This window comes from Lentibacillus halophilus (genome assembly GCF_039522485.1).
Lineage (GTDB): Bacteria > Bacillota > Bacilli > Bacillales > Amphibacillaceae > Lentibacillus > Lentibacillus halophilus.
This window is the reverse complement of sequence record NZ_BAAADM010000030.1, coordinates 119,163-137,052: the sequence shown is the minus strand read 5'-3', so window position 1 is coordinate 137,052 and position 17,890 is coordinate 119,163. Positions and strand designations below refer to the sequence as shown.

The following is a 17,890-nucleotide window of genomic DNA, read 5'->3' as shown; positions in this document are numbered from 1 at the left end:
TAAGTATCCACTGCTGAATCCAGTGTGTTTGTATCTTCCTCACTTACAAGGTCTTTCTGAGCGTCAGTAAGATTCTCATAAGCTTCCTGTGCATCTACAAGGGCATCGCCATTTTCAAGTGGGTTGCCATCAGGAAGGCTAGTAATCTTATCTGCCACTTTGTTAGCTGCTTTTTTATCTTCTACTGTTGGATCAAGATCTGTTGCAGCTGTTTTGAATGTCCACTCACCATCAGCATACTCTGCTGTGACTTCAGCATCACCATCGTCGAATGCGAAGCTGTCCACATCATATGGTACATCAAACGAACTGCCTTCAAATGACACATTTTTATTGGAAATATTTTCGACTTCAGTAACCTTTTCATATTTAGTTTCAGCAGATACTTTATCATTAACATCTTTAACTAGATTCTTTACATCACTAACAGATTCTACAGTTTGATTACCAAAGGCAATAAGGTAGTCAGATGCGTTATCTTCATTGAAAGTATCCATATTAAATTTAGCATCATCTTCATTATCCGAAGTGATATCAGCTAATTTTTGAAGTGTTGGTTTAACTTGTTCTGGTTTATTAGCATCACTTAAAGAATCAATTGTATTTAAAATGGCTTCTTCTTGTAGATCCTGGTACGCATTCTCCGCATCTGTTAACTTGTCGACGTTTTTAACTAATTTTTGTTGAGCATCTGATAAATCATCATAGGCACTTCTTGCGTTTTCTATTTGCTCTTTATGCTTTGTTTGTACGCCTTCAGCTTCAGGCAGCTCTTTGATTAATGAGCTCACTTCATTTGCTGCTTCAAAGTTTTCAATTTTGTCAGCCTCTGTGTTAACAAGATCACTTAGAGCATCTTTAATATCGCCATCAGATAGTGACCCAACAGCACCTTCAGCTGACGTTAATTTGATATTTGCATCAAAAATGTTGTCGGCTGTTAATTCACCAGTTTTATCTTGTAATGAATTGATGTGAGATGTCGCAAGGATAATATCATTCGCTGCATTAGAACGATCCATCAAGTCATCATGCTGTTCACCTATTACCTTCTGGATGGCGTTTGAAGCCTCGCGGAATGCTTCTGATGCCTCCTGACGCTTATCACCATCATTTACAAGCGTTTCAACTTTATCTGTTGAGGCAACCAAGTCTTCTAAGTCACTTGTTGCTTGTTTTGCATTATCTAAAGTTTCCTGGAGATCCTTAATTTTAGCTTCAGCATCGTCTAACTTCCATACGTTACGGAAGTCGTCTTCTTTAACAGATTCATAGCCTGTGGCTTCATTTAGTGCTTTACGCGCTTCATTTACCTGCTCTTCATCATTCAATGTGATGTTTTGCTTGATTGGTAAGTTGGTTAATGCAGTTTTAGCATCAAGACGTGCTTGTTCTTTTGCTTCCATTTTGTCTTTAAGCTCATCAATTCTGTCTTGAGCAAGCTTAAAGTGGTCATAGTTGCCGATGTCTGATTCTTTAACACCGATGTCTTTGGCGTCTTTAACTTTATCAGCTGCATTTTGTACTTTTGCTGCATCATCTTCTAAATCATCTAATGAAAAGTTAGCAGGATCACCGATTTTACTAATAGCATCTTGTGCCGTTTGGATTGCTTTTTCTTTTGCTTCTTGAGCAGCTTCTATCTCAGCAATCTTGTCTTCCAATTGGTCCATTGGATACGTGTAAAAGACGACGTTACTATCAAGGTTGTGCGCTTGCTTAACAAGATCTTTTGCGTCGTTAACTTGATCTTTTGCGTCTTGTAAATTGTCAGCTGTTACATCTTCGGGTTTAGGTAACTCATTAATAGCATCTTGTGCTTTATTGACGGCTTGATCAATTTTTTCATTCTTTTCTGTTACTAACGCTGTAATCTTGTCTTCCAATTGGTCCATTGGATACGTGTAAAAGACGACATTTTCATCAAGTTCTTTGGCATCTGCCACAAGTTCTTTGGCATTTGCAACCTCATCTTGAGCTTCTTCCAGATTATCTTGCGTTACATCCTCTGGTTTTGATAAGTTATTAATCGCGTCTTGCGCTTTATTGACAGCTTCGTCTATCTTTTCCTGTTGTTCCGACTGCACATCAGAAATTTTACTTTCTAATTGATCAATTATTTTCGTATCAAAAGATGCGTCTCCATCAAGTTCTTTAGCATCAGCAATCAGCTTATTTGCCTCTCCTACTTGATCTTGCACATCTTCAAAATTCTCTAATGTGACATCTTCAGGATTAGGTAAAGCGTTGATGGCCTTTTCAGCTTGGTCAACAGCTTTGTCGACATCGTCTTGTGCATTATCGACGAGTTTCTGGCCTTCTTGAACAAATGACATATAATGATCATACGTATCGTCATCCATACCTAATGCTTTAGACGTTTCAAGGTTCTTTTCGGCTTCAGTTACAACGGATTGCATATCTTCCACTGTTTCTGCATTATTAACAGCTTGCACTACGCCACTGGCTTCACTCTTAGTGAGGGTTTGGAATTGGCTGACTTGACTGTCAAGTTTCTTTTGAGCATCATCGTTTACAGAGTTCTGACCCTCATCTGTCAAGTCATTAAATGCTTTTTGTGCGGCTAAAATGGCGTCACCATTTTCAAGTAGATTGCCTTCTGTTGTTAAGTCTTCAATTGTTTGTTCTACATTAGCAATATCTTCCTCAGAGTCACTTTCAGTATAAGTAACTGTCATACCTTCGATATCGAAGTCATCACTTGATACAGTGTATTTTGTACCGGAGACTAATGAATTATCTTTAGATAAAACAAAAGAAGCCTTATTTCCATTAAGACTTTCAGCTTTGTATGTAGCTTTCGTGGTGTTTTCATCAACTGATAATGCGATTGTTGTATCTTCAAGGTCTGTTTCTTCTAAAGAAGCATCTTCAGCAAATGTTACTTCAACTGTTGTAGCGTTAATCGCACTTACAGATTCAACTGCTGGTGACTCAACAGTTACTGTTTTAGTAGTAAATTCAGTGACATGCTCTCCATCTTTCATACCCATAACTTTTACTGTATTTTCACCAGCATCAAGGGCCTTGGTTGTTAATTCAAAGTTCCCTTCTTTATCAAGGTCAACAGAAGCATTGTTTAATACTTCGTTGCCATCAGCATCTTCCACGACAATGTGAGCTGCCGTACCATTATTAACTTGGCCAGAAACAGTTACTGAATTATCATCATTTACATTCGCACTCACCGAATCAACTGTTATTTCTTTTTGTACTGGATCTAATTTTTTAATAGCTTCTTCAACGGAATCACCGGCAGAAAGATAGACAAGAAGAGTCGAATAATCATACTTATCCCCATTAATTTCAATTGTATTAGGGGTTTCAGCTAATGAGCCATCCGTATTGAAGTATTTGTCATATGCATCGTTATTAGGTTGTGTTATTAAAATATTTAAATAATCATAACTTTGATTATCTAAGGAGTTAAATGTAACTTGACCAAATTCTGTATCATCCGATTCTGCAGAAACGGGTGAAATAAGACTCGTACCAGCTACTGCAACAACTGCTGCTGCTGAAATACCTTTAAATGAATTTCTCATATTTTATAAAAAACCTCCTAGATTTTATGAACAGATATATCTTGTAGAGAAGTAATCTTGAATTATTATCAAGATTACTTCTCAAATTTATTTAATAGTGACTAATTACTTTTTCGGGTTAATCACTACAAGTTCTGCTTTATTGATTTCCTCTTCACTATGTCCACTGATTGTATCACCAGCAGTAGAGAACGTAGGAGCAAGACCTTCCTTATCGTAATAGTCAAGTTCTACTGTTTCACCATCTTCAAATTCTATAGTGACTTGGGAATCCTTTGAAACATTATCAAAATGTTTATTTAAATCATCCACTTTAACCCCTACTGTAAAGCTATTACCAACCGGTTCTTTTTCAATGTTAGCTCCGGACTCTTTAACAGTAACTGAATCGCTATTCTCACCTTATCCACATCTCTATTAAGTGGTTTATAATGAGCCTACACCGTACAAGCGACTTTCATCACATACGGCGTGCCATCAGTTTTATTCGATAAACTTTCTTAGGGAAATAAGTCTTCGAATAATGATTACTGACTGGGTCCCTTCGTTACGGCTAGTTTTATCCTCATCGTATGTTACCACACAACTACAAACGGCTAACCATTGTCACTACTACGAACCCGCTGCCATCTTATTAGCATCACTGGTGCTAACACACCTCTTCTAATAAGACTTCAAACGTTCCATTGTTTCCATCCCTTCGTTTGATGACCGTAGATCTCCACTATTCAGGGATGAGCAAGTCCCGTTTAATAGTTAATTGTGCGGAACTCCGTTCCACCATTTCAGATGGAAGGGTGAACACTAAACCCCTAGCTTAATTTTTCCTAGTATTCACGGCATCACCCTGGATCAACATGGATTCGTCGCCTGATCCTAGTCACCTTTTAAGGAACCCCGCCTCACTTTTGTGAGTACGTCTTCACCTGACTTCGCCCCTTTGGTCTGTTAGAACCGCATTGGACGCAGGAGGATTAGGTCTTGCCGGTAACTATTCGGCAAGAATAGGAATTCCACCCATACACTGGAAAGACAATAGTTTAAAAGAAATCCCCAAGAAACTTATACATCTTCACCATTGAATAATACAATGTTGTCGTTTCTTGGGGTAGTTTCTTCACTCATTTCGCCTTAATAGACTTATAGAGTACCGTTTCGTTTATTTTTCTTCAGAGGTGTTCTTGTTTACAGTAACTGTAACTTCTTGGTTATTATCGAATTCAACAGTTGGATAATTATCTCCATCTTTCACTTTTACTTCAGAGATGGAAATAGTCGTTTCGCCTTCGTTGGTAATCACTGAATTGGATGCCTCATCTGCATCGTTATTTTTCTTAATCACATTTTCATCGTTTGTAGTGAATTCTACATCATTAATATTCGCGGAATCAGCTTCAGTTCCTTCAATTTTTGTTATATTGTCAAGTGCTGAAGTTAATTGATAAAGACCAGCGCCACTATCTAGTTCAATTTCGGGTTTATTTGAAGTAAATTGAACATCTGCTGATTCTTCTGCTACAGTTACTACAAATTCAACATCGGTTGTAGCGTTGCCGTCGCTAACTTCGACAGTTACAGTTGATTCGCCTGCTTCTTCAGCAGTCACTTCCAACTCACCGTCAACAGTGTCAGCAGATACACTTGAACCGTCGACATCTACTGATTCAACAGTTAAGTCATCACCATCTGCATCAGTAGCAAGCTGATCAACAGTAAGTGTTACTGAACCGTCTGCTTCTAGTTCTTGATCGGAAGCATCAGCCTCTGGTGCATTGTTATCCGATCCATCATTAGAATCGTCACTATTGCCCTCATTAGCAGGCACGTCATCAGAGTCAACCGAGCCAGTCATAACAACGGCGTCAGCAAACTTGCTGCCTTTGTCAGGAAGAGCAATCGTTACTTCGTCGCCTTCTTCAACATCGCGAAGGTTCTCGTCTGAGTAGTCGGATGCATCAGAGTCGGTTGCATCGTAAACGTTGCCGTCATTGGCAAGTTCATACGTTTTTTGCGTGCCATCCATTTCAATCCGGACTTCATTGTCGCTGACACTGACGCCGTCCTTAACAACCGTACCTGTAACTAAACGATCATCTTCATCGTTTGTATCAAGATTGGTGAATCCAGTTACAAGGTCACCGGAGGAGCTTATGCTGATTTCAACAACGCTGCCTTCTTCAACATCAAAGCTTGGATCTTTCTTGTCGACGTCATACGTGACATCTTCACCATTAACCAGTGCTCTGATACGAGTGATGTCGTCATCGGACGTATCAACACGCTTAATGAGGGCTGTTTCGTCTGTATCATCATCGACGACATCTTCATAAGAAACAATGTGGGTGACGTAGCCATCTTCATCAGAGTAGACAACCGCGTCGGAAATATCGATGCCTTTTTCTTTAAGATCACCCCATGTCGTCGCACTGACGTCTTCGGTGTCCGGATCGCTATATTCGCTTTCTTTTGCATCCGATACATCATAAACCAATGTTGAGTTCTCAAGAAGATTGCCGTTTGCATACTTGGAATCTTCATCGATGGAAGACTTCAGGTCTGCAGTGTTCTTAAAGAATTCAAGCTCATCAATGTTGTTATTGTCATCTTCCACGAGATTGATGAGATTTCCGTTGTCCTTGAGGTACTCAGAAACGCTCATAACATCGCCAATGACGTTATCATCTTCATCCAATGCGATGATCGATGCATTACTCAGATCAGCACCTACATCTTCACGATCAACCGCTACGAAGCCATCCTTACCTTCAATGCCCAATGCAAATTCATCAATTTCGGTGCCATCAAAGTCTTCATCAACTTCGAATTCTTTCTTTTCACCATCCTGGATAGCTGTTACCTGATCAAGGGAGCTGACTTTTAGATCATAAAGCTTGGATGATCCTTCAGAGTCGACACCTTCAACTTCAATCATGCCATCGCCTTTGTTATCGATGTACGGTGTCAAGTCGCCTTGGAGATAGAGTGAATTATAATTCTTTTCAAAGTCGCCGACTTCACCAGTTACATAGACGATATCATTTTTATGATTCATGTGAAGTTTCACAGCGCCAGCATCCTGAAGCTGCTTAGCATCGTCATCATCAATGGTTTCAAAGTCGCCATCTTCATTTAAGAATTGAATGCCGCTGTAACTATAGTTTTTGCCGTCAACATCGAATGAATCATCGTAAACGTTGTCGATTTCGCCCTTAACAGTATTGGTGTTAACTACGGCAAGGCCATCGCCACTGTATGCATCTTCGTTGAAGAATACAACGTCGCCTTTTTCGATGTCATCGATGGAAATTTCTTTGCCATTTTTAACAATGGTGTAATCCTCAAGATCCAGATCATTGGAATCTTTTCCAAGGATGTAATTGTCATCCACTTCGTCAACCAGAACAGGGTCATCTGTGAAGTCGAATGCATAAACGCGTGCTACATCGCCGTTGTCATCAAAAATGACTTTAGCATAGTCATATTCGTTATTAACAAGGGCTTCAACGTCTTCCTGACCGTCAGCCTCAACGTTGCCATCGTCCGAGTCAGCACCGTCATTAACGATGAATTGTACATCTTCAGCAAGGTCAAATTCTGTTCCCTCATCAACGGTCTCGATTTCATCTTTTGCTGTTACTTCAATAGCGTCATAAACGACTTCTTCATTTGTGATAAGGTTGAAGTCCTGTACATTGTCGTCACCGTCATACCAAATAGCGATTTCTTGACCCAGTGCTTCCTGGAAGTTGAAGTCCATGTCTTCAGGAACGTCCAGATTGACTTTCGTCTGAGCACCTTCGCCATTATTTTCATTGTATTGAACGGTTACGTCACGCTCGCCGGAATCAACGTCTATGACACGGGCGTTATCATCATCATCGAGATATTCCGGACGAGTGAAGTTTGTCTCTAAATCACCGATTTGCAGCGTGTATTCAGTCAGACGCTCAACTTCATCCGGAGCATTGTCGCTTGTGTTGTCATAAAGCATGATTTCAGCCGACTTGCCATCAGCTGCAAGGTCAACACTTTGAACACCCGCACGATTCAAGCTAGCTGTTTCATATAGAGAAACCTCAGACTTATCAATGGAAGCCATTGGTTTGTTGAATTGGACTTCAAGCACATGACCATCGTCTGTAAGCGCACTTACGTTAGTGATCTGTTGTTTAGCGGATTCCGGATTCAGTGCACCATGAAGCATGGTAGCGAATGCACCGCGGGAAATCTCTTCGTTTGGACGGAAGTTATCCAGTTCAACTGTCAGGCCAAGATTGGCCATTACTTGCACACTGCTTTCATGGGATGGGCTAACGTTGCTCAGGTTAACGTCAACATCCTCACCATTGTCATCTTCGTCCAAGCCTAATCCACTGACAAGAACGGTAGCCATTTGTTCACGGCTGATCTCATCATTCGGGTTGAACATGCCATTGTTGCCATCGAAAGCGCCTGCTTCCGTTACAGCAGCAATTTCTTCAGCATACAGGCTGTCCGCACCGACGTCGTCATACGCTTGCAAAGCGCCCTCAACGTCAGCCGGTGTGTTCAAATCCAGTGCTTGGAAAAGCATAACAGCTACTTGTTGACGCGTAACATTGTCATAGACGCCGAATGAGCCGTCTTCATAGCCGGCTACAATGCCCTGTTCGGCCAGAGCCATAATCCCTTCGTAGTGTGAGTCACCTTCCTGAACGTCAGTAAAAGATACTGAATCTGCTGATACAGCAGGTGCAACAGCTGCGACCGCAGCGGTTGCCGCCAAAGATGACGCAGCAAACTTACGATAATTCTTCTGTTCTGCCATAAAGCGTTATCCTCCCTTTAATTAATCACATTATTAATACTATCTTCCGGACCATATACATTCGGATATGTAAAACCCAGAAAATAGAATTTCACCTAGCAATCTATTGATTCCATTTCAGTATAGACATTTCTGCGATTCTTGTCAACAATAATCAAACGACTTTCTAAGCTGCTTGCTACACGTTCATAGTTTCATATGGGGTGGCACCCGAACCGCTAGGCTGATTGCTACTTTACTAGACTATTGGAGTCAATGCAAGCTTGTTGCGTGCTTTTCATTATTTACCTCCCTTACCATTGTCATTCCGGTGTTTTTTGCCAATTTCGATTTCAGCTTATGCCCGTTTATTAAGATCATCACACCACAGGAATATATGTGGTGTGATGATCGGTTATGACTCTTTTTTTTGGCGTTTTCGAACAACATGCAACAGGAATCTCGGGAGAACGATCTGCCGTTTCCATCGCCACGGTTCGACAATCAATCGGTACAGCCATTCCAGCCCCAGTTTGCGTGTCCAGGCCGGTGCGCGTTTTGTATGCCCTGCGATAACATCGAACGAGCCGCCGACACCCTGGAAAACAGATGCATGCAGACGGGACTTGTTGTCGTTGATCCATTGTTCCTGCGCCGGACTGCCCTTGGCGACAAATACAATGTCGGCCTGTGACTGATTGATGGCCTCAATAACAGCGTCGTTGTCATCGGTGTAGCCATGCATCACACCGGCGACGTGCACATTCGGGTCATCCTTCTGCAGTTGCGCTTTGGCTTCTTCTGCGACACCCGGTTTAGCGCCGTACAGAAAGATCCGCTTCTGCTGTCTGGATGCCTCCCGGATAATGGCCATCATTAAATCAACGCCGGTAATCCGATCGGTGATACGACCGCCCTGTAACCGGGAGGCGAGCAGCACGCCGATGCCATCCGGTATTTGGTAATCGGCGGCATTAATCAGTTCCCGTAAATCGGCGTTTTGCTCTGCCTTCATGATCTTTTCCGGATTAACAGCAACGATAAAAGAATGCTGTTGCTCCTCAATCCGGTGGAACAGCTGCGGGATGAGACTATCGTATGTTTCATTCGATACATCGACGTTCAATATGGTTTCTTTGTCAGCCATTGGTTTCCTCACCTGTTCTTTGTATCTCCCAGACGGATGAAGTCAAATCCGGCGGCACGCCATGTTGCTTCGTGGAGACAATTTTTCGTATCGAGAACAATTCGTTCCGTCATCGCTTGGCCTATTTCCGCCGGGTCATAGGCCTTGAACGCATCATGGTCCGTTACGACGACGACGATGGATGCGCCGTCGATCGCGTCTTGAAGGTCTGTCACCTGATGCGGGACGCGAACATCGGTCATGTGCGGATCATACACCGTATAATCGATCTGCATCCGATTGAAGTGTTCCATAATCTTAAGCGACGGACTCTCCCGCATGTCGTCGACGTTTCCTTTAAACGACAGGCCAAGTAGCGCGACCCGTGGCTGATCCAGCTGATACTCGTTATGAAGGATGTGCCAGATTTTGTCCGCTGTGAATGCCGGCATGTCATCATTGGTATGTCGTGCCTGTGTAATCATGCGGGCGGTGTCGGGATGCCGTTCGGCCAAAAACCACGGATCGACTGCAATGCAGTGCCCGCCGACACCGGGACCCGGCTGATGGATGTTGACCCGGGGATGGCAGTTCGCTAATTGGATCGCTTCCCAAACGTTAATGCCCATCGCCTCACTCAGCTGCGCCAGCTCGTTCGCGAAGGCGATATTGATATCGCGATAAGTGTTTTCCATCACTTTCGCCATCTCAGCTGTTGTGGCATCGGTCACGTGTATGGCCCCCTGAACAAACGACTGATAAATCTCTTTCGTCCGTTGTCCGGATGCGTCGTTAATGCCGCCAACAATCCGGTCGTTGGCTTCCAATTCTTTGAAGATCTTTCCCGGTATCACCCGTTCAGGGGAATGGGCGACGTATACATCACTGCCGATGGCCAAGCCTGTCTCTTTTAACTCCGGCAGCATAACGTCTTCCACGGTCCGCGGTGGGACGGTGGATTCCAGCACGACAAGGTTGCCCGTCTGGACATACGGCACAATGCTTCGGGTGGCGGATCGGACATAATCAAGGTCAGCGGTTTTATTGTCCATAATCGGTGATGGAACGGCAATAATGAACACGTCCGCTTCAACCGGTGTCGTACCAAACGTCAGATGGCCACTGTCCACCGCTGCGGTGAGCGCCTCGTGGAGCCCCGGTTCCTCGATATGCAACTGTTTCTGATGAAGGTTACGGACTGTTTCCTCGTTGACGTCCATCCCGTGTACGTGAAACCCGTGTTTTGCGAAAATAATCGACGTCGGCAAACCGATGTAACCCAAGCCTATGACACAGATGTTTTTCACGATGTCTGCTCCTTTCCGTTTGTTGTGCCGGATAGCGAGTCACTCCGGCCGCGCCTTACTGTCTCCATCCAGGCAAGCAGGGCGAAGAAGAACATAGGGAATACCTGGTTTTCCCAAACATTATAGACGGCACCGACCAATCCGGTGAATATCCAGACATACAACATGACATGTGCGAGCGTCCGGTCCACTGGGCGCGTTTTGGCCATTCGATAAGCCATGTTCAGCATAAAGATGGCAAACAGTATCGTCCCGATGGTGCCGGTCTGCACGATAATCTGAATATATTGGTTGTCCGAGTAAAAATCAGTTCCCATATAATCATAAATATCGTTGAGCCCGTAGTCATCATAAATCGGTGATGAATAAACAAGCGCTGCCGAGTCACCGAACGTACCAAAGCCTGTTCCGATCACAGGGTAATCCGACCAGATATCCAGGCCGACTTTGACGAAGAAAATGCGGCCGGTGTTCAAGCTCCGTTCGAATTGTTCCTGATCAAACGACGAACTGAACCGGTCTCCAAGCGAGTTGCTTCCCTGTCCTTGCTGACCGGCATCCCCCCACATCGACACTATGAAGCGATCCATATAGTGAACGGATGAAAACACGAGCACAAACCCTGCTACGGCAGCAATGACAACTTGTTTGGTTAAATGTTTATCTCGTGCCAGGATTAAATAAATCACACCGGCTATGACGATGCCGATGATACTGCCCCGGGAATAAGTCAAGAGCAGCGTGCCGACTTCCAGTATGAGCGGTATGTACCATGCTTTGTTTTTGGTCACCCGCAGCAAGGCAAAGCTGGCTGCGATCGCTATGAACATATACAAGCTCATGGAGTTCGGGTTGGACAGCAAGCCGTAAATCCGTTCGAAATTGGCCGGTGAAATAAACATTTCTTTCCATGCCTGTGGAATCAGCCATTGTCGCTGTGATAGTTTTTCCACAAACCCGTGCGCGATGAGTACCATGGCGACACCGGTGATGACTTTCAGGACGTTGAGCATCTCCCCCCGGCGCCACGACAGGCGTTTAACACCGTAGTACAATAGATACATGGTGAGAAATTTACGCAGTTGAAACACGATGGCGACGAGCGAGACGCCTGTTGTCAGCGCCGCTATCGCACCCACCAGACAGAATAATAGATACGCCCATTCATACCATTCGAGCCGGATGATGGATCGATAGTCTTTTTGTTTAATCGCATCGGTGAGCACTCGGATGACCAGGACGAGAATGCCGACATCGCCTGCGTACGTCAGGCCATCACTGATCTCCACGAGAAACGGCCGGAACGGAAAATAAAGGATGAGCAGTGGTATGAGTAGTTTCGGTTTATACCATGTTACAGCTGCGAAATAGATGACTGATAGAGCGATGGCAAGACTTTTGGGCAGGAATAGGCCGACCAACAAGACGGCCACCGTGGCTATCGTAATTTGTATTAGTTGTTTGTTATCATCCATCGATGTTCAACCCCACATTTTTTAAATCGTTTTTTTGAAACTATACCTCTGTTATCATAAAGGGTTGCTGTCCTGTTATGCAAGAGGAAAATGCATGCACGTGGCTATGAATCATAGGTTAGGACAAAACCAAAACATGGTGGAATAGGTTTTAACGGCCGCTCCGGAAAAACACTTCGCTTTCCGCGGGCGCTGATAAGCCTCCTCGTGCTTATCGCACTGCGGGGTCTTATCTAGGCTTTTCATCCCGCTGGAGTCTCCGTGTTTTTCCTACGCTAAGTGTAACATCCGGGCCGAATCAGATTAGTTATCAATCGTCATTCGGGTTTTTCGTTATGCTACGAAAAAACACTCCGCTTGTGTCGTTATGCAAAAATCCGAACCAATTCAATTGTTATGAATTGCCGTTCGGATTTTCGTTAGCGAAACGTCGTTTGTCCTAGTTTCTTAAAGGCGCTTTTTTCTGACGTTCATGAGTTTCAGCAACGGCCGGTAGTTGTCACTGATCAGTCCGGTGGCTTCGACGACTAGTTCGACAAGGAGGATCAGGCCGAATAGAATCATAGTCGACCCCCAAATCGTTGCTTCCGTGAAGATAATCGCTGCGGTGCTGAAGATGCTGCTCAGCGCGTAAATCATAATAACGGTTTGCCGGTGCGAAAAGCCGAGCCGTAATAAACAATGATGCAAGTGCAACTTATCCGGCGCTGATAACGACTGGTTGTTCAGAAAACGGCGGATAATGGCAAACAGTGTATCAAGAATGGGGACGCCCAAAATGATAATCGGCACAATCAATGAAAAGATCGCAACATTTTTAAACAGTCCGATAACGGCGAACACACTGATCATGTAGCCGAGAAATAGCGCACCGGTATCCCCCATAAATAGTGTCGCCGGATGAAAGTTGAAAATGAGAAATCCAAGCGTGCTGCCGAGCAGTATAAAGCCTAACAGTGCGACGAGCGGATTACCCATGGCGATACCGAGTCCGGAGATGGTCAGTATAACGATGGCCGATACACCTGCGGCCAGTCCGTCCAGGCCATCAATCAGATTAATCGCATTGGTGATGCCGACAATCCATAGAATCGTAATCGGAATGGCGAACATGCCAAATTCGATCCGGTCAGCGAGCATACCGAACGGCAGTGTGACAAAGTCAATCTGGACCCCACCCAATACGGTTGTTGTTGCGGCGAGCAGCTGCCCGCCGAGTTTAGCCTTTGCCGACAGTTCATATAGATCGTCGAGGACACCGACGCCTGTAATGATAACGCCTCCGACCAGTACCGGCCAGGCGCTCATTGTCTCAGGCAGAAACAGGAGAAATCCGAGCAGGAATGTAAAAAATATGGCAAGCCCGCCTAAACGGGGCATAATGTTTTGATGCACTTTCCGGTCGTTTGGCTGGTCAACCGCCCCGATACGGATGGCTAATGTTTTGACGAGTGGTGTCATGAAAAATGAGACAATGATACAAACTGCTAGAGCGACGTATACCATGTCAGGATCCTCCCACCTTTTCCCTTTTAGAATCATTGATTTGTGCTTTATATATGTACTAGTTTTATAGACGTTGTGCGTGATTGATACGTTTCACTTTTATAGCAACCTTTTTTCATTATACCGTTTATAAAACAGAAATCAACATGTATCATGTTACAATTTATGTACAAGCGTGAAACAATGGCTTCCAGTGAGCGACGTGCGGCGTACGGAGATGACGGACATCGCGGGCCGCTTGAGCCGGATGTGGCTTACGTTTCTTAGTGTATCAGACGTGTATCAGAACGAGTCAACGTCGCCCTGGGTCAGCCACCAATCGCTAAGGTGATGACCGGTGTCTGCGCCCAAGTCGTTCACTACCAATGGCATCGGTCGGTCATGTTCTTTCACGCCGATACGTGCAAAAGCGTGGGCCGCTGTCGCATCAGGAGACGCCCACAGCTGGATAACGTCGGCTGCGGCGAGGGTTGCCACGGCGCCTTTGGCCAGGTATTCCCAGACGGAGGCGTCGTCATAGGCCAACGCGTCCACGACGTGTCCGATCACCGCCTGCCCCTTTTTGAACGGGACGGTTTCCGTCGTCAGCACGACATAGCCTTGTAAGTGGCCGTCCTTGCTGAGAGCGATCAATCGATACGTCGCCTCCGGATGACGGAGGTAGCGCCATTGGAGGTACGCCGCATCCCGCTTCAGCATGACCGGTTTCATCTGTTGACAGGCGTCCGCTAATTCGTCGAACTGCTCATCACACGTAGTGACCTCCCTCAACGTCCACCCTTCCGGCAAAACGTCGCCGCTCGCATGGCGCCGTTTCCAGCGTTTATACCATGTTCCTAACGTCTTGAGCGGCTTCAGAAACGAGAACACGCACGCCGCCAGGGCGACAGGGTCAAGGATCACCCGGTGCCGTGCGACATCCCCGGCATGCACCGCGTTCGTCGTTTTTAGCAGCTGCTCTTTAGCTTGTGCAGCCGGGAATCCATACAGCAGTTTGATCCCTTGATCGGTCGCAGCGGTGAGCATGGCGTCATTCAACTGGCGGTAAATGCCGCGCCCCCGGGCATCAGGGTCAACCATTGTATCGACGCGCAAGGCGATGGGCTCGGTGACACCGTTGATATAGGCATCGCTCACCCATAAAGCGATGTGGCCGAGCAGCGCCCCGTCGTCCTCATACACAAAAATAAACGGATTCAGCGCATTCGGAGGATCTCGGAACTTCCACGCCCATTCGTCCCGGGACCGGTCTTTCTCGAATACCTTGTGATATAACGCTTGTATTTGCGGCTCATCGCCGGTTTGATACGCTCGAACTGTCATCGCTTAAGCTCCTTACTGCTTCAGGCTCTGTGCATACAGCCGCCGTTTCCGGTTGATGTTTTTATAGATGGCCCATAGCAATGTATCCGTCCGGTTGGCCTGTTTAAATAGATGGGGAAACGCATGTTTATACGCGCTCAAATAGTCACAGTGTTGAATAAATGCGGCGACGGACGGCTCGAAAAAAACTTCCACCGCCCGAGCGTCCGCACGCGTCAAATGGGATTTCAGCCTGTTCAGTTCCAGAAATCCGTCAAAAGCAATCGCCTGGGATGAAAATGTGCTGATGGCTCGTTCTTTGTCCGATACGGTCGTGGAGATGTCCATAACAGCATTAATATAGTCCGGTGGTATGGGACAATTAATTTCGTATAAGCGAATGGTCACATCCGGCGTGTCAGTCGCTTTCAGGACATCGGCCAGAATCCGGGCCGTTTCGGTATGGTCCGGGTGGGCATCAATAAACGATGGGCAATAGATGACATCCGGCTGCAATGAATCGATCATGTCGTGAAAAAGAGCTCTCGCTTCGTCACTGCTCGTCACCGCTCCGTCGGGGAGGCCGAGATAACGAATGTCTGTGATGCCGAGAATGTGCTGCACCTGCTCCATTTCCTGCATACGCACAGACATGAGGCCTTCTTTGCTGAGGTCACTGACACTGTTGGATCCGTCTGTTACGAAGACACAGTGCACGTCGGCGCCTTCATTCGCATGCCGTCGAATAACGCCGCCCGGTCCAATGGTTTCGTCATCCATGTGGGGGGCCAATACGAGCACGCGCCCGGCCTGTTTCGTATCAGAAAGGGTTTTTGAGCCGCTGTAATGGCGCTGCAGCACATATCTCGTCAGCGGCCTATTTATGGGTTTCAGAATTGTCATCAATAGTTCTTTTGCCTTCATTTAAGAGACCCCTTTATGCCTTTCTCTTTGTCTTAAACAAATGATTAAGAAGAAACCGCAACGCTTGGGAACGGAGCACGTAAGCACTGATGACATAAACAACGGCACCTGTGAGCGCAATAACGATGATCTGTGTGAGATGATGCCAGTCCATCAGGTGCAGCAGCGGATAGACGACGGCGGCCATGATACCGGTTGCTGCCGTTATTTTCATACATTCGACGGCCAAATACGTCAATCGCAGGCCGTTCACCACTTTATAAAACACGATAAATTGGGTGCCGACATAGGTGAATGCCATGATTGAGGCAGCCAGCGGAATACCGCGATAGCCGATCCAGCCGGTCAGTATCACGTTCAAAATAATATTCAGCCCGATGGACAGGCTGCTGATCACCAGGATAAGGTGTCCTTTTTTTAACGAATAAAAGCCTTTGTTAATCATTTGATTTAAACTGAAAAACACGACCGACCCGACATACAGATAAGCAACGTGGGTCGTCGCCATGGTTGCCTCCGCTGTAAATTCCCCGCGTTCATACAGCAATGAAATAATATTCGGCATTAATATGAGCATACCGATGACCGATGGCAGGAGAATCAAATACATTGATGTCAGCCCTTGTTCGATGCCGCGCTTGAACAGGTGACGGTCATCTGTCGTAATCGCTTTGGAAAGCAGCGGAAAAACAATCGTCCCAATCGTGACACCGAAAATTCCCTGCGGCATGTGAACAAGGTTTTTAGCATAGTTAATATAGGTGACCGCACCCTCTTCAAAGTAACTGGCAAACATCGTACCGACCATTAAATGGACTTGACCGATCGCGGCCGACAGTGCAACCGGGATAAACACCCAGTAAAAACGCCGGATTTCCAGCCATTCCAATCGGGGCCGGAATGCCATCATGTTCCGCGATAAAACGATTGAGAGCATCACGATCAAGGCGACCACCGTGCCGGCGACGTAGCCGATCGCCAGTGAATAAGCGCCGATCCGTTCTGCAAACAGCAACGCACTCCCGATCGAGGACGCGATAACAATGATTTGCGATATCATCGACATGCTGAAGCGGTTTTGCGCGTCAAAAAAGGATTCGAGCACCGCATTCATGCCGATGAACAGGATGGACGCAAAGAAAATAGCGGAAATGCGGATGGCGATGTCGGTGGCTTCACCGCTGAAGTCCGGATAAAACAATGGAATATAGACCGGGGCCAGTGCCACACCGATCAGCGCTGTCACCAGACTGAAGACGATGGTGCCTTTGAATATTTGACCAAGGTGCCAGTCGCCCCGCTGTTTGTCCAACGCGTCGATATAACTTGGTACGAAGGCGTTCTTCATACCGTTTCTCATAAACAGAATGAACATATTCGGAATGATGAATGCCGCCAAATACGCATCGGCTACAAAACTATCACCGAAATAGTATGCGATAACCATGTCCCGGATGAGTCCGGACACTTTTAACAAAAGCGATGCCCCAATAAAGAGAACACTTGCGAGTCCCAGCTTCGATTTCAAACAACCTACCTCTTTCAGGCGTCATAGATATATCGCACTTATTTTATCATATTTTTAGGTCATGCATAAGGGAAAATGACATGTAAAAAACAGGGGAGCCGGGACATAACTAAACAAATCACTTCTAAACACGAACAATATAGTTAAGACGTAGTCACCGCTCCGGAAAAACACTACGCTTTCCGCGGGCGCTGATAAGCCTCCTCGTGCTTATCGCACTGCGGGGTCTTATCTAGGCTTTTCATCCCGCTGGAGTCTCCGTGTTTTTCCTACGCTAAACGAAAAATCCGAACTTATTCAGATTTTTCGCGAATCATAGTTCGGATTTTTTGAATAAACGTCTTCTGTCCCAGCCTCCACTGTTCAGGAC

At 45.6% G+C, this 17,890-nt stretch carries 10 protein-coding genes; all 10 read right to left on the bottom strand.

Annotation, left to right across the window (positions count from 1 at the left end; genetic code table 11):
* Positions 1-3,566: hypothetical protein (locus ABDZ72_RS05985; protein WP_343751773.1), on the bottom strand; the 3,566-nt coding region annotated here is incomplete at its 3' end.
* 105 nt (positions 3,567-3,671) lie between these two features.
* Entirely contained in the window at positions 3,672-3,878 is a 207-nt protein-coding gene (locus ABDZ72_RS05980; RefSeq protein WP_343751772.1) for a hypothetical protein, read from the bottom strand.
* 847 nt (positions 3,879-4,725) lie between these two features.
* Positions 4,726-8,373 carry an S-layer homology domain-containing protein gene (locus tag ABDZ72_RS05975; RefSeq protein ID WP_343751771.1) on the bottom strand — a complete coding sequence of 1,216 codons (3,648 nt, stop codon included), beginning with the start codon at positions 8,371-8,373 and terminating at the stop codon, positions 4,726-4,728.
* A 394-nt stretch (positions 8,374-8,767) separates the two neighbouring features.
* Complete coding sequence (locus ABDZ72_RS05970) at positions 8,768-9,499, bottom strand: WecB/TagA/CpsF family glycosyltransferase (RefSeq protein WP_343751770.1); 732 nt, start codon at positions 9,497-9,499, stop codon at positions 8,768-8,770.
* Positions 9,500-9,507: 8 nt separating this feature from the next.
* A complete protein-coding gene (locus tag ABDZ72_RS05965) occupies positions 9,508-10,788 on the bottom strand; it encodes a nucleotide sugar dehydrogenase (RefSeq protein WP_343751776.1) in 1,281 nt (426 codons plus the stop codon).
* Positions 10,782-12,260 carry an O-antigen ligase family protein gene (locus ABDZ72_RS05960; protein WP_343751769.1) on the bottom strand — a complete coding sequence of 493 codons (1,479 nt, stop codon included), beginning with the start codon at positions 12,258-12,260 and terminating at the stop codon, positions 10,782-10,784. Before ABDZ72_RS05960 ends, ABDZ72_RS05965 begins: the two co-directional genes overlap by 7 nt.
* A 447-nt stretch (positions 12,261-12,707) precedes the next feature.
* Positions 12,708-13,766, bottom strand: coding sequence for a glycosyltransferase family 4 protein (locus tag ABDZ72_RS05955; protein WP_343751768.1), 1,059 nt, complete (start codon positions 13,764-13,766; stop codon positions 12,708-12,710).
* 282 nt (positions 13,767-14,048) lie between these two features.
* Complete coding sequence (locus tag ABDZ72_RS05950) at positions 14,049-15,089, bottom strand: GNAT family N-acetyltransferase (protein ID WP_343751767.1); 1,041 nt, start codon at positions 15,087-15,089, stop codon at positions 14,049-14,051.
* 12 nt (positions 15,090-15,101) lie between these two features.
* Positions 15,102-15,992, bottom strand: a complete 891-nt coding sequence (locus tag ABDZ72_RS05945) for a PIG-L deacetylase family protein (protein ID WP_343751766.1) — start codon at positions 15,990-15,992, stop codon at positions 15,102-15,104.
* A gap of 13 nt (positions 15,993-16,005) precedes the next feature.
* Positions 16,006-17,520 carry a murein biosynthesis integral membrane protein MurJ gene (gene murJ, locus ABDZ72_RS05940; RefSeq protein WP_343751765.1) on the bottom strand — a complete coding sequence of 505 codons (1,515 nt, stop codon included), beginning with the start codon at positions 17,518-17,520 and terminating at the stop codon, positions 16,006-16,008.
* Between the last annotated feature and the right edge of the window lie 370 nt (positions 17,521-17,890).